Raw genomic sequence first — 19856 nt, 5'->3', positions numbered from 1 at the left:
CACCAAACCCACAATAAGTCAACAATTTGAAATGGTGAAAATAAACCGTACCTTTGCCGCCGATTTGGCGATGTTGCCAGATTCGTTATTTTAAATCATGAACCCATTTATTAATCTGGGAATCCGTCATGATATTGTTAATGCCATCTCTGAGTTAGGCTTTGAAAACCCTACTCCAATCCAGGAACAGTCAATCCCGGTATTGCTTACAGGCAGCAACGATTTTGTCGGATTAGCCCAAACCGGGACCGGTAAAACTGCTGCCTTTGGCCTGCCTTTGTTAGAACTGTTGGATTTCGAAGAAAATCATCCACAGGCACTTGTTTTGTGCCCTACCCGCGAACTTTGTTTGCAAATTACTAATGACCTGAAAAACTACGCTAAAAACATGAACAACGTACACGTTGTTGCTGTGTATGGTGGCGCAAGTATATCAGATCAGTTACGCCAAATTAAACGCGGCGTGCAAATTGTTGTGGCCACGCCTGGCCGTATGCTGGATATCATTAACCGTAAGGCTATTGATTTCTCGCAAGTGCAGTATGTAGTATTGGATGAAGCTGATGAAATGCTCAATATGGGCTTTCAGGAAGATATAGACAATATCCTGTCAACCACTCCAGACGAGAAGAAAACCTGGCTGTTCTCTGCCACTATGCCCGCCGAAGTTAGGCGCATAGCTAAAAAGTACATGGAAAACCCTTTTGAGTTAACCATGGGCGAGAAAAACACCGGCAACGCTAACATTGAGCACGAGTACTATGTAATACGTGCCCGTGACAAGTATGCCGCATTTAAACGCATTGTTGATTTTAATCCTGAAATTTTTGGTATAGTATTTTGCCGCACCAAAATTGAAACGCAGGAAATTGCTGAATCGCTGATAAAAGACGGCTATAATGCCGATTCTTTACATGGTGACCTATCGCAACAACAACGTGATAAGGTAATGAAACGCTACCGTGAGCGCAGCTTGCAGCTTTTAATAGCTACAGACGTTGCCGCACGTGGTATTGACGTTAATGATGTTACGCACGTTATTAACTACTCGCTACCTGATGAGATAGAAAATTACACCCACCGCAGTGGTCGTACAGCGCGTGCCGGTAAAACAGGTGTATCAATTTCTATCATCAACTCAAAAGAGTTTGGTAAAATACGCCAGATAGAGCGTGTAATAGGTAAAAAATTCGTCAAAGCCGAAATTCCAACCGGGTTTGATGTTTGCGAAAAACAACTTTTTGCGCTTATACATAAAGTACATAACGTTGAAGTGAATGAACAGCAAATTGAGCAGTACATTCCGCGTATTATGAACGAGTTTGCTGATCTGAGCAAAGAGGATCTGATTAAACGCTTTGCATCGCTTGAGTTTAATCGTTTCCTTGACTATTACAAAAATGCGCCAGATTTGAACGCGCCTGCTGATGACCGTTTAGGACGTGAAAGAGAAGGTGGCGATCGTTTTGCACGTGAAGGTGCACGTGGCGACTTTACCCGTTTGTTCATCAATTTAGGATCTGTAGATGGCTTTAGCCGCGGCGATTTGTTAGGTTACATTTGTAATACATCTAAAATCAGCGGTAAAGTGGTTGGTAAAATTGATGTTAAAGGTGTGTACTCTTTCTTTGAAGTACCGCATAGCGATGTTGCCACTGTTCAGGAAGGCTTTAAAGGAGCTGATTTCCAGGGGCGCGATGTACGTATTGAAATATCTGGCGATGGCGTTAGCACCAACCGCAGCGGTGGCAGACGTGAAGGCGGCTACCGTGGTGGAAACCGCGAAGGTGGTTTCCGTGGCGGCGACAGACGTGAAGGCGGCTTTAGAGGTGGCGATCGTCGTGAAGGTGGTAGTAATAGTGGCGGTGGTTTCCGTGGTGGTGAAAAACGCGAAGGCGGCGGTTTCCGCGACTTCTCGGGAAAACGCCGTGAAGACCGTGGCGAGCGTAAGAAACGTTTTTAAGTTTGATTTTTTTATAATAACGAGGCCTGCCGATTTATCGGCGGGCTTTTGTTTTTTATAGACCTGTTATCAGCTTATTTTCTGCGGAAGTTGATCGTAACTGAATCTGGATCGAGAAGGGTTAACGATTGATCATCAATTTTGGTGATAGTGTATTTACTATAAGGCTGGTTACCCTCAAATGATGTGAAAATGGTATCATCCTTCACAAAGTAGTCCTCATTTATCTGTGCTTCTGCATCAATGGCGAAGGTCTTATCTGTTATTTTTAATTCATGTATACCGTCTTCAGCAATCCAGTTGCCCTTCAACCGGTTAACCGGGTGGTCTGTACAGGCAACTGCAACCAAAGCGGCGGCTGTTAAAAAGTGAACAGTAATAAGCGCGATCTTTTTCATAAAGGTGTAAACATTAAGCGCCCGCATACGGGCGCTTAAAAAAAAATTATTTAGCTGGTTTTGTGGTACGCATTTCTGCTTTGGTTATAAATACACGCTTGCCTTTTTTGTTCACGTAGAAGTACTTACCATACTCGTCAATATAAACCAGTTCGCCTGTTGGTGCCCAGTGGCCTTCATAGCGTTTGTCGGTTACGGCGGCAGCACCTTTTGAAGCGAGTTCTGCTGTTTTATTGCCTACTTTTTTTGCTGCTGTTGATGTAGCGTTACCTACTTTATTGGCGGTTTTGTCTATTTTCTGGCCAAGTGTAGTGTCTTTTTTTGTTTGGGCATAAATATCGGTTGTTGTCATTACTGCAATGGCAAGCAACGCGGTGCTAAGTATCTTTTTCATGGTAATGTTTTTACAAACCTCATTGCAAAATTGCTGCCAACGCGTCTTAGTTAACCTAATACCCGCTAGTCAGCTCTTTTTGTATAAAATTCTAATCGATTGTTTGTATAAAATATCGAACTGTGAAACAAAAAAGCCGCTTCACAAGGAAGCGGCTTTGAGGTTATGTGATTGAGTTTGGGAATTATTTGCAATTTCCGTTGTAATTGCCACTAAGGGTTAAGCTGTTATCAGCAGCGGTGTATTTGCCAACTAATGCAATGCCGCCACCAGCCTGGGTAGTAAAGTCACTTTTTGAAAGTGTAAAGTTTGATGATGAGTAATAACTACCGGTACTGTAAGTTGACATATAGTATTGGCGACCGGCTACTAATTTAATAGCGTATTGCCCGTTGCTTTGGCTTACAGGAGCGCCTGAGTTGTAAATGATGTTGCCGTTTTGCAGATAAAGGCAGGTCCATATTCCGGTAACATAATCATACAATTCAAACCAGCCTGATGGTTTTATCTCCACGCTTTTGTTTGAGCATTTGGCCGTAACATTAATTTTTACGTTGATAAAATCGGGCGGCGGCGGACCTTGGAAAGTCAAATTCACAGAGCCTTTTGTACAAGGGTTAAATATTTCTGTTTGTGCAAGTATGGGTAATCTGGGGTTTAGGTACAAATTAAAGTCAGATATTACCACTTTAGCTTTTGCAATGTTTGCAACGTTAGGGAACACCACCTTTCCGCCATTAGTTAAAACTTCGCCATGCGCTGCGGCCAGATATTGGTTGTTCGGTGTAACCAAAGCCACATCATAAACTCCTGTAACGCCTGCGCCTATGTTAAGATTAACGGTTAACGGAACGTTACAAGTACCGTAAGATACACCTGAAATAGCCCATGACCAATCCAGGTTAAAGCAACTTAAGTGAGTGGTGGTGAATTTTGCTACCAGGCTGCCGTTTTCAGAAACAATGGTAACCATCCCCTCTCTTTTCCACTGACCGGTTGATTCTTCTAAGCTCCATAACGGAACCTGATCACCAGCCTTAATATTTTCTCCGGTTGTAAAATTGGTGGTGTTAGGGTCAAGGGTCATGTCAACCAGAACAGGTTTTGAAAACTTCTTAACTTCGGATGATCCGGCCGTCATTTTTACAGAAAGCAGCCCCGCAGACACGAAATTGATGCCAAAGCCGCCGTTGATAGGATTGCCGGCCTCATCAACAACGTTAGTTGGATTAAAACCACCCGGAAATGCACCATATGAGGTACGCGATACTGCGCTGAAATTAACAAGGTTAGCGGTTAATGAATTGGCGTTAATAACTCCTCCGTTAGCATCAAGCATTTGTGTGCCCGAAGGTATGGTCACAACTGCTTTTTCCTTCATGCCTTCGCCGGGATTGACATTGATAGTACCGCCAGCCGAAGTGCCTGAATTTAACGCGCTTTGCGCAGTTGCCACTGCTGTACCAACAACAGGTTTTGCGTATTCAATAACGCTGATGTCAACAACCGAAGGGCTGTCCTCGGTAATGGTTACTGTTTGGGTAATGGGGGCGAAGCCGGGAATGGTAGCATAAACATTGAATTTTACAGGATTGGCTTTTGAAGGTGCAGCAACGCTTGTTAGTGCAAGTGGAAGGAAGCCATTTGAAGCTTTAAAGTCGGTTGATCCGCCATCCATTTGTACTATAGCGGCATCTTTGCCTGATATTTTAACATCAAAATCCTTGATTGCAGTTGTTGACTCGGGATTGGCGTTCACAAAATGAATCAGTACAGGAGCTTTGGCCAGCGATGATGTGTTAACCAATAAGTTTATTCCTTCGTTAGGCTTTTTGCAGGCATAAAATCCAACTGATACTAGTAAAACAGCGGCAAGGCCCATCAGCGTAGCTCTGCCAAACTTCCGTGATTTATAAAGATTTTTCATGTTGTTTGTGATTGAGGTGTGTATTGAAATGATTTTACTTAACGTATTCTGAAATTGAAGTTTAATTGTAATACTGGCAGCCAGCGATAATCTTTAAGATTTTGGTTAAACTGAGGTTCCAGCTGGTTGTTATCTATCAAAAGTTTAGTGCCTACTATTTTGGTGCTTGGGGCAGTAAGGTAATAGGTGCCCAGGTCAAGGTTGATGTTAAAGAATTTGTTAGGAAAACTTCTAAATAAGCCGATGCCGAAATATGGAGCAACGCCTTCCCAGGTGATATCCATTGTTAAGGTTCCAATGTCGCTGCCTTTAAGTTTATAGCCGCCAAAAACGTAATCGCCTGTTGGGGTGATCACCAGGTTGCCCTTGGCTTTGAAAAAATAACCGGCACCACCCACAAACCTAAAGCCCGATGAGTTACCAAATGGTTTAACATCCAACAAAAGGTGGGCGTTTGTAAAATCAACTCTTTGCGAAGAGTTGGTTTGAAAACCATCAATGTTTATGTTGGTGTTAGCATTGAAAGGTGCCGCAGCCCCGCCCAGGCGAACCGCCAGGCGATTGGTTACACCAAATTTGAGTTCGGCTCCTCCGCCTTGTGTGCCGCCGTTAATTTGTAATGAGAGTTTGTTTTTGTCGTTAATTAGCGATGCGGTTTTGACGGAATCTGTGGTGTTGTTTTTTAAGGCGAGGCTGTCTGTTTGCGAGAATGCCTTTTGCGTAAGGGCAGTACATAGCACTGCCGTTAAAGCCATTAGTAAAGGTTTAATCATTGTGATAAATTAGTTGTGATTAATTAGCGTGATTTATTGCAGCTAATTTACCCGAAAACCTTTGCGCGGATAATACCCATTTATGGGTATTTTAATAAAATGGGTGTTTTAACCCAAGTTGTTATGGTGATTTTTGCTTGTTGTTAATAAATTAATATTTTTAACTCTATTTTGTTAAAAATATCAAAATTTAGATTGGTATAAAAAGCTGTTGTTTAAGGTAATGATAAAATCCGAAATGCTAATAAGAAATCGGACAGGGGAGAAAACTCAATTTAATTGTGCCGCAAGCTGGCTCATTACAGTTACCGGAGATTTTTTTTGATAAACAATTGCGTAAACAGCATAGCAAATAGGCATATTTACGTTATGCTGTTTATTGATCTGATATAAGCAGTTTACAGCGTAATAACCTTCTGCTACCATGTTCATTTCTAACTGGGCCGACTTAACCGTATAGCCTTTACCTATCATGTTACCAAAGGTTCTGTTCCGACTGAACTGCGAGTACGCGGTAACCAGCAGGTCACCCAGGTAAGCTGATTCTTTTATGTCCCGGTCAATAGGGTGAACAGCATCTACAAACCGCATCAATTCTCGTATAGCATTAGATATTAGTACAGCCTGAAAGTTATCGCCATAACCTACTCCGTGACAAATACCACTGGCAATAGCGTAAATGTTTTTTAAAACTGCGGCGTATTCAGTTCCATAAATGTCATCAGATGTTATTGTTTTTATGTAACGGGTATTGATCATGCCGGCAAAGTCGGCAGCAAACTCGGCATCGCCAGACGCAATGGTAAGATAAGAGAGTTTTTCAAGTGCCACTTCTTCAGCATGGCATGGGCCACTCAATACGGCAAAATCATGCGGTGTTATACTGTAAGCTTTATTGAGATATTCAAATATGATGAGGTTCTCGTCTGGGACTATACCTTTAATGGCAGAAATTATTTTTTTGCCCTTCAGATCATCAGCACCTACGTCGGCAAGCGCTTCTTTTAAAAATGCTGCGGGTACGTTTAGCAAAATCATATCGGCAACAGCAATAAGGCTTTTCAGATCGGTTGAAATGTTTTGCTTAGGCAGTTTTACCTCAACCGAACTCAGATAGTTAGGGTTGTGCCCAAATTTGTGTAAATGCTCAACCGCTTCTGCGTTGCGCATCCACCAAAAAACCTCTTTGCCTGTAATGTTATCAGTTAACATTTTAATGTTAGCAGTAGCCCAGCTACCTCCGCCAACAACTAATATCTTATTTTGCTTTTGCATTAATATGTCCCGGGCAAAGTAACAAAAAATGTACGGATTAATTTATATCTACATAACAGAGAAGCTTGAATACCTTTCAAGCTTAGCATTATTACTATACATGCCACTTCCCAAAAGATGTTGGATTTTAAAGCTAATAATGTAAATTTGTAATACAATAATGTTAGTTATTGTGTTTTATTAATTATAATTAATATTATAATGTTACTTACTACACCAGTAAAGGCTCAATTGAAAATTGCAGAAAACGTGCGCGCCAAACGTATAGCTATAGAGCTTACGCAGGAAGGGCTTGCTGAGCGTTCCGGCGTGCCGCTTGCTACTTTGCGTAAGTTTGAGCAAAAGGGAGCAATTTCGCTTGAGTCGTTAATTAAATTATTAATGGTTACCGGAGGTGTTGAAGAACTGATAGAGGTGTTGAAACCGGCAAAGCCAGCCTTTAAATCTATTGATGATGTACTTAAAGGCGATGGTGAGGTAACAAGAAAAAGAGGACGAAGAAGATGAACACATCGGTTAAAGAAGTAAAAGTTGGTTTAGATTTTGGCCAGATAGTTCACAATGTTGGACGATTGGCGATAAGAGACCGCATAATCTATTTCGAATACAACGATTCCTTTCTTCAGCAAAATATAAATATATCGCCGTTACGTTTGCCTTTGCAACGTGGTTTGATTGAATTACCTCAGCGCCCTTTTGAAGGATTATCAGGCGTTTTTAACGATAGCCTGCCTGATGGATGGGGGCGATTGCTGTTCGACAGGTTGTTAAGATCTAAAGGTATATTACCGGGAGATGTATCGCCGTTAAGCAGGTTGGTTCACGTTGGGTCTTCCGGCATGGGTGCTTTAGTTTATGAGCCGGATAATAGTCCTGCTAATCATAACGAACTTATTGATTTAAACCATCTCTATTCACAAACTCAGGAAGTGTTAACGGGTAGTTCAGCCGATGTGATCAAAGAATTGCTTGCCCTGAATGGGGCTTCTGCCGGGGCCAGACCAAAGGCCCTGATTGATATCAGTCATGACCGTAAACAAATAACGCACGGGCTAAATAACATTGCCGATGAATTTGAACCCTGGATTGTTAAATTTTCAAATAGTCAGGATGGTGCTGATGCCGGTGCCATTGAATATGTTTATGCATTGATGGCGAAGGAGGCTGGTGTACCAATGCCGGATGTGCATTTGTTCCCTTCAATCAATGGCGCAGGCTATTTTGCTGTAAAGCGTTTTGACAGAGATGGTGCTAAACGCCTGCATGTACATACAGCAAGCGGCCTGTTGCATAGCGATTTCCGAACCCCATCGCTTGATTATGAAACACTGCTTACCTTAACAAGCGTACTCACAAAGGATATACGTGAAGTGGAGAAAATGTACCGACTGGCAGTTTTTAATGTTTTGTCGCACAACCGAGACGATCATGCAAAAAACTTTAGCTTTTTGATGGACGAGCGTGGACAATGGCATTTGTCGCCGGCATATGATCTTACTTTTTCTTCCGGTCCGGGCGGAGAACAAAGCACCATGGTAATGGGCGAGGGTAGAAATCCGCAGACCACTCACTTAGTTAAGCTTGGTCAGGAAGTTAAGTTATCTAAAAAGTTAATTGATGAAATTATTGAAAAAACAAAAAACTCCTTAAATAAATGGCCAGAGATAGCCGTTAATCATCACGTATCCAGAGCTAATATTCAGCTTATTGCGAAAAAAATCAATAATTAATCTGGCAACTGTAGTTAATCACTTCTCCAAATAATCCTTCAAACTCGTACCTAAAATATAGTTCCAGCCTTTGCTAAAATTCTCTTTGGCAAATGATGGATTATCCTGCGGGAAACTCTCCAAACCGGTATGCGTTAGGCGTACCCTGGTTTTATGTCCCTCACTAAACAGATCAATAGTGACCAATGAGTTGCCGGGGTAATCTTTATATCGCCAGCTATGCGCTAACTTGCGTTCAAAAACGGCTTCTGTAATTATGCATTCGTGCTCAAAACGCACGCCTTTGTCTTCGCCCCAAAAATGGAAGATAAAGCCTTGCTCCGGCTTAAAGTCGTCAACATCAAAATACCAGGCTTTAATTTGTGTTTTATCAGTAAGCGCCTGCCAAACCATGTTAACAGGGGCATCATATACGCGCTCAATTATTAAAGGTTCTGTTTTCATAACAATGGTAACTTTAATAAATATAATAATTTAATACAGCTTGTGTTTAAAGAAATTAAGATTGACGGCTATTGTAACATTTATATAAGCTATGTATTTAGCGCCGTTTTTATTATGATTTGAGCGATAAAATTTGTTTTTTTGAGGCGAGTAAGGCCGTTTTCACACAAAACGGTTTAAACCAATTGTACTATTTAGCATTTGTTTTTGAGCGTTGTTTAGCTTTGTGCTTAACCAATGCGCAAACGTTTGCACTTATTTGTAACCAAATTAATTTAAATTGAAAAATACATCTCTTTACAAAGCGGCATTGGGCGCGGCAGTTATAGCCCTTATTGCCGGAGTTGTTATGGCTTTTTCGGGCAACGGCGCGCAAGCCGGACCTGCATTCATTGCTTTCTTTTTGCTTTTGGCAGTTGGCGTAAAAATCAATGCCACTACCGGCAGGTTCTCCTATACCGTATTAATATTTGCATCAACTGTTGCAGCATTATACTACCCTGCGTTCTTTACCTCATGGGGCGATTTCAAATTATCTGTATTGCTTATCCCATTAATCCAGATCATTATGTTTGGTATGGGTACTTCAATGGGTATAAATGATTTTGTTGGCGTTGTTAAAAACCCACGTGGTGTATTGATAGGCGTGGTAAGTCATTTTATTATTATGCCCGGCGTAGGTTATATTTTGGCAAGTATAAGCGGTTTGCCTGTTGAAATTGCCGCCGGTATTGTTTTAATAGGTTGCTCACCTAACGGTATGGCATCAAACGTAATATCATATCTGGCAAAAGCTAACCTGGCATTGTCTATCACTATTACAGCGGTTTCAACTTTATTATCTCCGTTTGTTACCCCAATGTTGATGGGATGGCTTGCAGGCGCAATGGTGAAGATTGAGGTTACGCATATGATGTGGGAGATAGTGAAAATGGTAATTCTGCCTATTGGAGCGGGTTTATTGTTTAACACACTATTCAAAAAACAGCAAAAAATTATTGATGTTATTATGCCGGTTATATCAATGGCGGGTATAGTAATAATTATAACTATTATAGTTGCTGCAGGTAATAAAAACCTGTTAACTATTGGTCCGCTGCTGTTATTACTGGTGTTAATACACAACCTTTGCGGTTATACATTCGGCTATTGGTCTGGCAAACTGTTCAAAATGAACGAGCGCGATTGCCGTACTATGGCTATTGAGGTGGGTATGCAAAACGGTGGTTTGGCAACGGGTATTGCTCAAAGTATGGGTAAAATGGCAACAGTAGGTTTAGCGCCGGCTATATTCAGTCCGTTAATGAACATTACAGGTTCAATATTGGCATCCTACTGGCACGGAAAAAAATTAGACGAAGCTTCAATTGAAGCCGCCAAAACCGATACAGTGACCAAACACTAAAAAAAGGAAATTTTAAAAATATATTAAGATTTTGCCGGACTAAAATGCGCTTAAAAACGCATTTTATGTTCGGCAAAATTGCATAATGAGTCCAGCAGTTCGCTCAGCTCCAGTCCTTTTTCAGTCATGGAATACTCCGTTTTTGGCGGCGGACCAGCTAACTGATGTTTGTTGATCAACTCGTGCTGTTCAAGCACCTTCAACCTGTCGGCCAGAATATGATCGCTTATAAACTGCAGATCTTCCTTTAAGGTAGTAAAGCGGTTATGCCCCTCTTCAATACTGAATAACACCTCCGTCATCCAACGTTTGCTGAGCAGATAAAGCAGCTCATTGAGGGCGCATTTTTCTTCCAGGAAAGTTTGATTCTGGAAATTGGTAGAACTTAATTTTCTTTCAGACATAGTAACATTATTTAGTAATCGGGTTTTTAATTCGCACCGACAGTTCGGGTAGTGGCCAATGCATTTGCACAAAAATAAGGCTATTCAACTAAAACCGATGTGTTTTTTATCTGTGTAGAAATTTGGTAGCAAAATTAAACCACTTATTGTACAAGCTTAACTAATTTGTAAGCTTTTTTACAGCAACTAATGCCAGATCACAGCCAACACAAGGTTTGTAAAGCGTTTTTTGCCTTGTGTTTTTGTGAGTAACTATTTATAGTTTTGCACAAACGCAACTTGCGTATACCCCAATTATGAAAGCCTTTTTTATTGCAATTTTTACATTTTGTTTTGCGTGTGCTATACAAGCTCAAAATCGTGTTGAGATAAGCGTTACAGATGTAAAAGACCAGCATCCGCTGCAATCTGTTACCATTCGGTTTAAAAGCGGTGCATCGGGCATTACAGATAGTAACGGTAAAGCTGTGTTGCAGGTAGCCACAGGCCAGCAGGCGGTGAAGCTCTCCATCACCGGCTATGAAAGTAAAGACACCAGCGTTGTGATAACTGCAGGTAAGGTGCTGAACATTGCAATGCAACCTGAGCAAGATGAGTTAGAAGAGGTAGTTGTTGTAGCTTCCACCCGCAATAATCAAAGTATAGAGAACGGCCCCATGAAGGTTGAGGTGCTCGGCCTTGAAGAGATGACTGAGGAAGCGGGATTAAAGCCGGGCAATATCGGCAGCATTCTTGGCGATCTGAGTGGGGTGCAGATACAACAATCATCGGCAACATCGGGCAATAGCAATGTGCGTATACAGGGTTTAGATGGTCGTTACACGCAAACACTGCGAGATGGTATGCCTATGTATGATGGCTTTTCGGGTAACTTTGGTATTCTTACCATTCCACCGCTTGATTTGAAGCAGATTGAGTTAATTAAAGGATCTGCCAGTACACTCTACGGTGGCGGCGCTATAGCCGGTTTAGTCAACCTTATTTCCAAGCGGCCAACCAATAAGCAGGAGCTTGACGTATTGCTTAATTACACCACGTTGAAAGAATTTAATGCCAACACATACACCGCAAAACGCGGCACTAAGTGGGGTTATAACCTGTTCGCCGGCTACAATCGGCAGGAAAAAGTTGATGTGGATAAAGATGGCTTAAGCGATTTGCCGGATGCCAAAAGTTTTATTTTTCACCCCAAAGTTTTCTTTTATCCAACGGCTAAAACGCTGTTGTCGGTTGGTTATAGCGGCGCTTTTGACGACCGCATAGGCGGCGATATGCAGGTATTAAAAAAGCAGCCGGATGCAACCCATCAATACTTTGAAGGCAACAAAACGCAAAGGCATACCGGCGAATACTTATTTGAACAATTTTTTAGTAGTGATGTCAAGCTTACAATCAAAGGCATTGTAAGTAATTTCACGCGTGATAACACTACCAATAAATATTTTGTCAGCAGCAGCCAGTTAAGTTACTACAACGAGGCATCTGTTTATCTGCCTTTCGGGAAAAACAACCTGGTAGCCGGGATCAATCTTACGGGCCAGGATTATAATACACGGCTGCCGGATAATGCTTCACTCAAAAATCAGGCAGGTCATACTTTAGGCGCATTCGCACAATATGATCAGCGGCTTGGCGACGCTACCACTCTTGAAGGCGGAATGCGCATTGATCACCATAACCAGTACGGATATTTTGCTTTGCCGCGTATAGCGCTTTTCCACCGGTTTAATGAGCATTGGGCAAGCCGCGCTGGTTTCGGCATGGGTTACAAAACACCTAACCCGCTGGTTGAACAGAATATAGATTACAGTGTACTTGATCTGCTTCCGGTAAATGCTAATATAAAAGCCGAGAAATCATACGGGTACAACGCGGAGTTTAATTATAAAAAAGAGTGGGATAAGCACGTTACTTTATTTATCAATCAGGCATTCTTTTATACTACCATTAGCAGCCCTGTAATATTTACAGCTAACGGTAGCGGTAAAATTGAGCTAATGAATGCAGGGTCGTCAACAACAAGTAAAGGGCTTGACACCTATATAAAACTGGATGTGCATGACTGGGAACTTTACGCGGGCTATACTTTAACAGATGCGCGTAACACCTACCTTACCGGAAATAACTTTATCCCGCTAACCCCTAAACACAGGTTTGCATTTGTGGTTGCTAACGATATTTCTGAGGAGCTAACCGCCGGATTGGAGGGTTCATACACCGGCAGCCAGTTCAGGTATGATGGCAGCAGCACGACATCGTACTTTTTTATGGCAGCAATGGTTAAGTATGCTATTGATAAACATGCAACGCTTGTGCTTAATTGCGAAAACCTGCTTGACTACCGGATGAATAAAGTGGAGCGCGTTTACACAGGAACGATAACCGATCCGGTTTTTAAACCGCTTTGGGCGCCAATAGATGGACGCGCGGTTAACCTGTCGGTAAGATGGAAACTATAAAGATTTATTCTTTTACGCTTCGTTTAATGAGTTCCTTCTCCATTATCTTGAGCGCCTTTTTCTTTTTGGCCATTTCGGCTTTCTTAAATTTGGCGGCTTCGGCTTTTAGCAGGGCTTTTTCGGTATGTGTGCGCTCATAGTAGCGGCAAAACCACGTAAGCGGACAAATTTCACACTTAGGGCTGCGTGCCACGCAAATGTATCTGCCATGTAATATCAGCCAATGATGCGCAATAGCCAATGTGTTTTCGGGCAGATGCTTTACCAGTTGTTTTTCAACCGCCAAAGGGGTACGGGCGTTGGTGGTAAGGCCAATACGGTCAGCTACCCTGAATACGTGCGTATCAACAGCTATAGCAGGAGCGTTGTATACTACCGATGCAATAACATTAGCCGTTTTACGGCCCACGCCAGGCATTTTTTGCAGGTTATCAATATCTGAAGGTACTTGTCCGTTAAACTCGTTCACTAAAACGTTAGCCATACCCAGCAGATGCTTGGCCTTATTGTTAGGATAGCTAACACTACGTATGTAGCCGAATATCTCTTCCACACTTGATGCAGCTAAGCTTTCGGGCGTTGGAAAACGCTCAAACAGGGCAGGGGTGATCTGGTTAATGCGCTTATCGGTACATTGCGCCGATAGTATTACCGCTATCAGCAGTTCAAACGGGTTGCCGTAATGCAGCTCTGTTTCGGCGTTGGGCTTATTTTTGGAGAAATATTCAATAAAATGACGGTAACGTTCTGAGCGTAACATGTGTGGTATAACGAGGCGCTAAAATAAAAAAAGTCCGGACATGAATTCAACCACATCTCCGGACCCATGCTATCTTCTTTGATCTGATTACCTAAGGCTTCTTGAATAGTCAAGCAGGTAATGGATGGTTTGCAGTTTGGGCTTTTTAGCTAAAGTTTCCAGGTCTGCACGAAGCGAATGATAAAACAGTACATCATCTGCACTTAAATTTTCTGTTGTTTTCATCTTATCTCCCTCGTTTTGATTATCGACAGCTTTTAAAAAAGTAAAGGTTTCACCCATAAGCATTTTGTTGATTAATTATTATACGATGTATAACGCCGGCGTGTTTTAATTATTTTATAAAAAGATGAAATTTTAATGAAATTTTTTCATGTTTTAAAAAGGCTGTTTAAAACATGAAAACCCCGGTTACGCCGGGGTTTTTGCTGCAGTAGTTTTAATTAAAGGCATGAACTTGTAAACGAGCGGAGCAATCCCGGAAAACGGGATTGCTTATACTCGCAAATCACAACATATTAATCTTAATTCTTAAGGCTCAATTCTTTGGTAAGCATCATTTTGCGCAGGTTATTAAGGGCATAACGCATACGGCCTAAGGCGGTGTTAATGCTTACATCAGTAATGTCGGCTATCTCTTTAAAGCTCATATCGCCAAAGTGGCGCATAATTAAAACTTCTTTCTGCTCTGATGGCAGCAGTTGTATTAATGATTTAAGGTCTTTATGCGTTTGCTGGCGCACCATTCGGTCCTCCATACTTTCATCATAATTACCCAATACTTCAAAAATATCAAAGTCATCGCCATTGCTCACCATAGGCGCACGCTTTTCGCGGCGGAAATGGTCAATAACCAGGTTATGCGCAATACGGGTTACCCAAGGTAAAAACTTACCTTCTTCGTTGTATTTACCCGCTTTAAGCGTATTTATAACTTTGATGAAAGTATCCTGAAAAATATCTTCGGCCAGAAAGTCGTCTTTTACAAGAAGATATATAGAAGTATAAATTTTGGTTTGATAACGGCGGATAAGCTCAACCAATCCTCCCTCTTCGCCGTTTACGTACAGATGGATTAAATCCTGATCACTTTGCAATTGAAAATCCATAGATATCACTACTACTTTAAATTAATTAGCTTAAATTTTTTAGTATAGCTTTATTCTATAGACTTTTCTCCTCTCAGTTTGTTTAATTACTTACTTCAAATAAAATAAATTTAGTTTGAAAAAGCAAATAATTTTTTTTCGTCATAATAAATTTTGACTTATGCTGTTATTTGGTTTCTGCTAAATATTTTAGGATTTTTGCGTTTTGAAATCAGACCATGGTCCATAGACCATAGACCATGGCACAGTAGTTGGTTGAGTGCCATCGACTATGGACAATGGTCTATCGACTGAATAAACACATGACGGAAGCAGATAAAGATCCTAAACAACACATCATAATAAAGGGTACCCGCGTACACAACCTTAAAAACATTGATGTTGCCATCCCTAAAAACAAACTGGTGGTGGTAACAGGCATGTCGGGCTCGGGCAAGTCTTCGCTGGCGTTTGATACGCTTTACGCCGAGGGCCAGCGCCGCTATGTGGAGAGCCTTTCGGCTTATGCACGCCAGTTTATGGGCCGCATGAACAAACCCGATGTTGACTACATCCGCGGTATTGCACCTGCTATAGCCATTGAGCAAAAAGTTATTACATCCAACCCACGCTCAACCGTTGGTACTTCTACCGAGATATATGATTACCTGAAGCTGCTTTTCTCCCGCATTGGCCAAACCTTTTCGCCGGTATCGGGCGGGATAGTGAAAAGAGATACGGTTACCGATGTGATCAACTTTATAATGGCGCTGCCCAATGATACGCAGGTAACTATACTTTGCCCATTGCATCCGCATAACAACCGCAGTATAAAAGAAGAGCTGGCTGTTTTGATGCAGAAAGGCTTTGTACGTGTTGAACTGGATGGTAGTATTCAGCGGATTGAGGCACTTTTAGAAGATACATCTATGGACCATGGACCATTGACCATAGACCATAGCCTGCGTATTGTAATTGACCGTGTTACCAAAGACGAAACCGATGAAACCATAAGTCGTTTAGGCGATTCAATACAAACTGCTTTTTTTGAAGGGAAGGGCGATTGCTATGTTCGTTCGAAACAGGATGAAACACCTGAAACAGAACACTTCTTCTGCGACCGTTTTGAACTGGATGGTATCCGCTTTGAAGAGCCTTCGCCTAACTTTTTCAGCTTTAACAACCCTTATGGTGCCTGCAAACGCTGCGAGGGCTATGGTAAGGTGATAGGCATTGACGAAGACCTGGTTATCCCCGACAAAAGTAAAACGGTTTACGAGGGTGCTATTGCTCCGTGGAGAGGTGAGAAGATGCGCGAGTGGAACGATCAACTGATCAAGCATGCGCTAAAGTTTGATTTCCCTATCCATCGCCAATATAACCAGCTAACCGAGGCGCAGCAACGCCTGTTATGGACAGGTAACAAGTACTTCCGCGGACTGGATGATTTCTTCCGCGAAATGGAGACACAGACCTATAAGATACAGTACCGGGTAATGCTGTCGCGCTATCGTGGCAAAACTACTTGCCCGGATTGTAAGGGTAGCCGTCTGCGCATCGATGCCAGCTATGTAAAAATTGCTGATAAGTCTATCACCGATATTGTGCTGATGCCTTTGGATAAAGCGCATGAGTTTTTTAGCTCGCTTGAACTTAACGAAACGCAGGCCAAAATTGCTAAGCGTCTGCTGGTAGAAATAACCAACCGTTTAGGCTTTTTAAATGATGTGGGATTGAGCTACCTCACCCTTAACCGTTTATCAAATACACTGTCGGGGGGTGAATCGCAGCGTATTAACCTGGCAACCTCGTTAGGTAGTAGTTTGGTAGGTTCGGTTTATGTGCTGGATGAGCCAAGCATTGGCTTGCACCCCCGTGATACCCAGCGACTGATAACTGTTTTGAAATCGCTTCGTGACGTGGGTAACACCGTTTTGGTGGTAGAGCACGAAGAAGAGATAATGAAAGCCGCCGATCATATTATTGATATTGGCCCGGAAGCCGGCAGCCATGGCGGTGAGCTAATCTTTACAGGTACTTACAACCAAATTATAGCCGATGATAAAAGCCTTACCGGAAAATACCTCAGCGGAAAAGAAGAAATAGCCATACCTGCCAAACGCCGTAAATGGAATGATTTTATTGAGATTAAAGGCGCGCGCGAAAATAACCTGCAACATGTAACGGCTAAATTTCCGTTAGGTGTATTTACGGCGGTTACAGGCGTTTCAGGGTCTGGTAAAACCAGTTTGGTTAAGCGCATTTTTGCCCCTGCGCTGCAAAAGGTAATGGGCAATTATACCGGCGAGCAAACCGGAGCGTATGATAGTATAGAAGGCGATTACAACAAAATTGAGCAGGTAGAGCTGGTTGATCAAAACCCTATTGGCCGTTCATCGCGCTCTAATCCGGTTACCTATGTTAAGGCATGGGACGATATCCGTAACCTGTTTGCCGCCCAGCCTGCGGCTAAAGCTGCCGGACTAAAACCTTCGGCTTTTTCCTTTAACGTAGAGGGTGGCCGTTGCGATGTTTGCCAGGGCGAAGGCGAGGTGAAAATAGAGATGCAGTTTATGGCTGATATTTTCCTGACCTGCGAAACCTGCGGCGGCAAACGCTTTAAACAACACATTCTTGACATTACTTACAACGAAAAGAATGTAAGTGATGTGCTGGACATGACCATTGAGGATGCGTTAGAGTTCTTCGCCAAAGAGAATAAGATACTGGCAAAAATACGCCCGCTGTATGATGTTGGTTTAGGCTATGTGCAATTAGGGCAATCATCCAACACGCTATCGGGTGGTGAGGCGCAACGTATCAAGCTGGCTTCGTTTTTGGTGAAGGGCAACAACACGCAAAAAACACTTTTTATTTTTGACGAACCTACCACAGGCTTGCACTTTGCCGATATCAAAAAACTCCTAAAATCATTCGATGCCCTGCTGGAACAAGGTAACACCATTATTGTGATTGAACACAATATGGACGTTATTAAATGCGCCGATTGGGTGATAGACATCGGTCCGGAAGGTGGCGACAGAGGCGGTAAGGTGGTGTTTGAAGGACTGCCAGAAGATCTGATAAAAGTGGAGGGTAGCTATACAGGTCAGTTTTTAAAGGAGAGATTTGGTGTTAGTTGATTAGTGATTGGAGATCGGTGATTAGTTAAGGATGTTCGTTTGTTTCATCTCCGCGACACTTCAACCAACCAACACTTTATAGAGATCGGTTTGGTATAGGTGTTCGTTCGTTTCATTATCCGAACACTTTGAAACAAACGAACACTGAATATTATCTTCAATTAAAGATAATCCTTTGTAAATCAATAATTTTCTGTATATTTGTATTGGGCATAACCCTCATCATAGCTTTACAGCATCATTTTAAGGTGTTCGGTTGTTTCAAACTGTTTCACTTCTCTACCGAACGAACACCCCTACGCAAACATAAAACACACAGTTGCACTTTATCCACGCAATGGCTGCCATTTACCCTGTAGGTGTGCTGGTAGGAGGGGTATTTAAAAAAATTTAATTTTTTTAACTGATATGTATTAGCAGTTATTAAGTATAACTATAAATAAGTATATTGGCATAAACCTATACATTATGCCTAAAAACTGCTTGCATTACATAGTTATACTTTTCGCTTTGATTTTGGTGAATGCATGCCAATTCTCCGAAGATAAAGTTAACTACCTGCCTACAAAGCACATTGATACTAATGTTTATAATAAGTTATATAAGCAATTCAATGTTGGACATATTTTTAAAGCACATAACTATCTTGGTAATTTAAAACCAAATTATCCGGTTGCATTTACTTCCCAACTGCTTTTTGACCCAAAGGGCAAACCGGTAAGCAGAGATACAGATTGGGTACAGGGTGGGTTTTTTCCATCGGCAAGAAAAGTTATAGTTAAAACAGACACCGGATATGTGATGCTTAACAACAGGCAGGAAGTTAAAAAATTCTATGCACCTATATCATCGCAAGAAGAAGCCTTGGCGTATGCCACGCTTTATAACCTGGCATTTGCTGCGTTTGAGGATTTTTTCAATGCGAAAAGCTTCAGGTATGTAGGTGAAAAACCTAAAGCGTCTTACGCAAAAGAAAAGAATGGCGCTTATGAAGTTCATTTGTTTTCCTACAAGGCTTTTGGATGTGATCATCCTTATTTTTCTGAAATATATGAGGTTAGGCAGGATGGATCAGTTAGGTTGGTTAGCAGGCAACGGTCATTCACCAACCCTAAGGATGATGGGTTGTGTGTAGATTAATTGCTGTTCGTTTGTTTCAGGAGCGAAACACTTTGAAACAAACGAACACTTAATTTTTATACTTCACTTCCGCATTAGGATTAATGGCCAAAATATCAGCTATAAAACCGGCTTTATTTTCGGGTGAGATAATAACCGAATCAAATTTGTTGTAGATAATCTCCAGGCGGTCTAACGAGGTAGCAGGCGAGCTGATGACGTTATTGGTCTCTTCAATTTTTCTTATCGCCATAATATCTACGGCCAAATTAACCACAAAACCACTCTTCACCGTTAATATTTCGCCTGCAATGGTATAGTAAGTGTTCAAAAACATATGGATAATGAATGCAGTTAGTGGTACCATGAAGAACATGGTCATCCAGTCGCCGGTAAAGAAAGGAAGAGCCATCAGCGGCAAAAAAATTGCAGCTAATAGCACCACAAGCCAGGTATCAATTTTTGATGGGTAGGTTTTGGTTATGTTCATAATGCAAGATAATGATTTGGGGTGTTCGTTTGTTTCATCCCTGCAACACTTTGAAACAAACGAACACCCTGTTCAGGCATTACA

General features: G+C 41.8%; 18 protein-coding genes. 7 read left to right on the top strand and 11 right to left on the bottom strand.

All coding sequences use genetic code 11. From position 1 onward, the window contains the following. Positions 1-97 precede the first annotated feature (97 nt). A complete protein-coding gene (locus CLV57_RS17730) occupies positions 98-1963 on the top strand; it encodes a DEAD/DEAH box helicase (protein WP_100342715.1) in 1866 nt (621 codons plus the stop codon). 74 nt (positions 1964-2037) lie between these two features. On the opposite strand, the gene CLV57_RS17725 is transcribed toward CLV57_RS17730, so the two are convergent. From CLV57_RS17725 to CLV57_RS17705, 5 genes are all read right to left on the bottom strand, one after another. Further along, positions 2038-2361 carry a hypothetical protein gene (locus CLV57_RS17725; RefSeq protein WP_100342714.1) on the bottom strand — a complete coding sequence of 108 codons (324 nt, stop codon included), beginning with the start codon at positions 2359-2361 and terminating at the stop codon, positions 2038-2040. A 46-nt stretch (positions 2362-2407) separates the two neighbouring features. Next, positions 2408-2755 (bottom strand): hypothetical protein, encoded by a 348-nt coding sequence (locus CLV57_RS17720; protein ID WP_100342713.1) that lies wholly within the window; start codon positions 2753-2755, stop codon positions 2408-2410. 184 nt (positions 2756-2939) lie between these two features. Next, a complete protein-coding gene (locus CLV57_RS17715) occupies positions 2940-4682 on the bottom strand; it encodes a hypothetical protein (protein ID WP_100342712.1) in 1743 nt (580 codons plus the stop codon). Positions 4683-4720: 38 nt separating this feature from the next. Next, on the bottom strand, positions 4721-5455 hold the full coding sequence (locus CLV57_RS17710) for a hypothetical protein (protein ID WP_100342711.1): 735 nt from the start codon (positions 5453-5455) through the stop codon (positions 4721-4723). Positions 5456-5725: 270 nt separating this feature from the next. Next, complete coding sequence (locus CLV57_RS17705) at positions 5726-6730, bottom strand: NAD(P)H-dependent glycerol-3-phosphate dehydrogenase (RefSeq protein ID WP_100342710.1); 1005 nt, start codon at positions 6728-6730, stop codon at positions 5726-5728. A gap of 201 nt (positions 6731-6931) precedes the next feature. Here CLV57_RS17705 and CLV57_RS17700 point away from each other — a divergent pair, with 201 nt between their 5' ends. Both CLV57_RS17700 and CLV57_RS17695 read left to right on the top strand, forming a co-directional pair. Beyond that, entirely contained in the window at positions 6932-7237 is a 306-nt protein-coding gene (locus CLV57_RS17700; protein ID WP_100342709.1) for a helix-turn-helix domain-containing protein, read from the top strand. Beyond that, complete coding sequence (locus CLV57_RS17695; protein WP_100342708.1) at positions 7234-8460, top strand: type II toxin-antitoxin system HipA family toxin; 1227 nt, start codon at positions 7234-7236, stop codon at positions 8458-8460. The genes CLV57_RS17700 and CLV57_RS17695 overlap by 4 nt, the downstream gene beginning before the upstream one ends. An 18-nt stretch (positions 8461-8478) precedes the next feature. Here the strand turns inward: CLV57_RS17695 and CLV57_RS17690 are convergent, their stop codons facing one another. Next, a complete protein-coding gene (locus tag CLV57_RS17690) occupies positions 8479-8904 on the bottom strand; it encodes an SRPBCC family protein (protein WP_100342707.1) in 426 nt (141 codons plus the stop codon). 280 nt (positions 8905-9184) lie between these two features. Here CLV57_RS17690 and CLV57_RS17685 point away from each other — a divergent pair, with 280 nt between their 5' ends. Beyond that, a complete protein-coding gene (locus CLV57_RS17685; RefSeq protein ID WP_245857101.1) occupies positions 9185-10309 on the top strand; it encodes a bile acid:sodium symporter family protein in 1125 nt (374 codons plus the stop codon). A gap of 50 nt (positions 10310-10359) precedes the next feature. On the opposite strand, the gene CLV57_RS17680 is transcribed toward CLV57_RS17685, so the two are convergent. Then, complete coding sequence (locus tag CLV57_RS17680; RefSeq protein ID WP_100342706.1) at positions 10360-10713, bottom strand: winged helix-turn-helix transcriptional regulator; 354 nt, start codon at positions 10711-10713, stop codon at positions 10360-10362. Between the two features lie 296 nt (positions 10714-11009). On the opposite strand from CLV57_RS17680, the gene CLV57_RS17675 reads away from it, so the two are divergent. Beyond that, the gene (locus tag CLV57_RS17675; RefSeq protein ID WP_100342705.1) at positions 11010-13172 is read left to right on the top strand and encodes a TonB-dependent receptor; all 2163 of its coding nucleotides are present in this window, start codon (positions 11010-11012) and stop codon (positions 13170-13172) included. 4 nt (positions 13173-13176) lie between these two features. Here the strand turns inward: CLV57_RS17675 and nth are convergent, their stop codons facing one another. From nth to CLV57_RS17660, 3 genes are all read right to left on the bottom strand, one after another. Further along, on the bottom strand, positions 13177-13932 hold the full coding sequence (gene nth, locus CLV57_RS17670; RefSeq protein ID WP_100342704.1) for an endonuclease III: 756 nt from the start codon (positions 13930-13932) through the stop codon (positions 13177-13179). Positions 13933-14019: 87 nt separating this feature from the next. Further along, positions 14020-14214, bottom strand: coding sequence for a hypothetical protein (locus CLV57_RS17665; RefSeq protein WP_100342703.1), 195 nt, complete (start codon positions 14212-14214; stop codon positions 14020-14022). 242 nt (positions 14215-14456) lie between these two features. Then, positions 14457-15041, bottom strand: coding sequence for an RNA polymerase sigma factor (locus CLV57_RS17660; RefSeq protein ID WP_100342702.1), 585 nt, complete (start codon positions 15039-15041; stop codon positions 14457-14459). A 302-nt stretch (positions 15042-15343) separates the two neighbouring features. Between CLV57_RS17660 and uvrA the strand changes: the two genes are divergently transcribed. After that, entirely contained in the window at positions 15344-18163 is a 2820-nt protein-coding gene (uvrA, locus tag CLV57_RS17655) for an excinuclease ABC subunit UvrA (RefSeq protein ID WP_100342701.1), read from the top strand. Between the two features lie 468 nt (positions 18164-18631). Beyond that, a complete protein-coding gene (locus tag CLV57_RS17650; protein WP_100342700.1) occupies positions 18632-19303 on the top strand; it encodes a hypothetical protein in 672 nt (223 codons plus the stop codon). Positions 19304-19352: 49 nt separating this feature from the next. Here the strand turns inward: CLV57_RS17650 and CLV57_RS17645 are convergent, their stop codons facing one another. Beyond that, the gene (locus CLV57_RS17645; RefSeq protein WP_100342699.1) at positions 19353-19772 is read right to left on the bottom strand and encodes a PH domain-containing protein; all 420 of its coding nucleotides are present in this window, start codon (positions 19770-19772) and stop codon (positions 19353-19355) included. Positions 19773-19856 lie beyond the last annotated feature (84 nt).

It is taken from the genome of Mucilaginibacter auburnensis (assembly GCF_002797815.1).
Taxonomy (GTDB): domain Bacteria; phylum Bacteroidota; class Bacteroidia; order Sphingobacteriales; family Sphingobacteriaceae; genus Mucilaginibacter; species Mucilaginibacter auburnensis.
Note: the sequence above shows the minus strand (reverse complement) of the source record. Positions and strands in the feature narration are given on the sequence as shown.

Coding starts and splice junctions, on each gene's coding strand:
- CLV57_RS17730 (WP_100342715.1), top strand. CDS start 98: ATGAACCCATTTATTAATCTGGGAATCCGTCATGATATTGTTAATGCC.
- CLV57_RS17725 (WP_100342714.1), bottom strand. CDS start 2,361: ATGAAAAAGATCGCGCTTATTACTGTTCACTTTTTAACAGCCGCCGCT.
- CLV57_RS17720 (WP_100342713.1), bottom strand. CDS start 2,755: ATGAAAAAGATACTTAGCACCGCGTTGCTTGCCATTGCAGTAATGACA.
- CLV57_RS17715 (WP_100342712.1), bottom strand. CDS start 4,682: ATGAAAAATCTTTATAAATCACGGAAGTTTGGCAGAGCTACGCTGATG.
- CLV57_RS17710 (WP_100342711.1), bottom strand. CDS start 5,455: ATGATTAAACCTTTACTAATGGCTTTAACGGCAGTGCTATGTACTGCC.
- CLV57_RS17705 (WP_100342710.1), bottom strand. CDS start 6,730: ATGCAAAAGCAAAATAAGATATTAGTTGTTGGCGGAGGTAGCTGGGCT.
- CLV57_RS17700 (WP_100342709.1), top strand. CDS start 6,932: ATGTTACTTACTACACCAGTAAAGGCTCAATTGAAAATTGCAGAAAAC.
- CLV57_RS17695 (WP_100342708.1), top strand. CDS start 7,234: ATGAACACATCGGTTAAAGAAGTAAAAGTTGGTTTAGATTTTGGCCAG.
- CLV57_RS17690 (WP_100342707.1), bottom strand. CDS start 8,904: ATGAAAACAGAACCTTTAATAATTGAGCGCGTATATGATGCCCCTGTT.
- CLV57_RS17680 (WP_100342706.1), bottom strand. CDS start 10,713: ATGTCTGAAAGAAAATTAAGTTCTACCAATTTCCAGAATCAAACTTTC.
- CLV57_RS17675 (WP_100342705.1), top strand. CDS start 11,010: ATGAAAGCCTTTTTTATTGCAATTTTTACATTTTGTTTTGCGTGTGCT.
- nth (WP_100342704.1), bottom strand. CDS start 13,932: ATGTTACGCTCAGAACGTTACCGTCATTTTATTGAATATTTCTCCAAA.
- CLV57_RS17665 (WP_100342703.1), bottom strand. CDS start 14,214: ATGGGTGAAACCTTTACTTTTTTAAAAGCTGTCGATAATCAAAACGAG.
- CLV57_RS17660 (WP_100342702.1), bottom strand. CDS start 15,041: ATGGATTTTCAATTGCAAAGTGATCAGGATTTAATCCATCTGTACGTA.
- uvrA (WP_100342701.1), top strand. CDS start 15,344: ATGACGGAAGCAGATAAAGATCCTAAACAACACATCATAATAAAGGGT.
- CLV57_RS17650 (WP_100342700.1), top strand. CDS start 18,632: ATGCCTAAAAACTGCTTGCATTACATAGTTATACTTTTCGCTTTGATT.
- CLV57_RS17645 (WP_100342699.1), bottom strand. CDS start 19,772: ATGAACATAACCAAAACCTACCCATCAAAAATTGATACCTGGCTTGTG.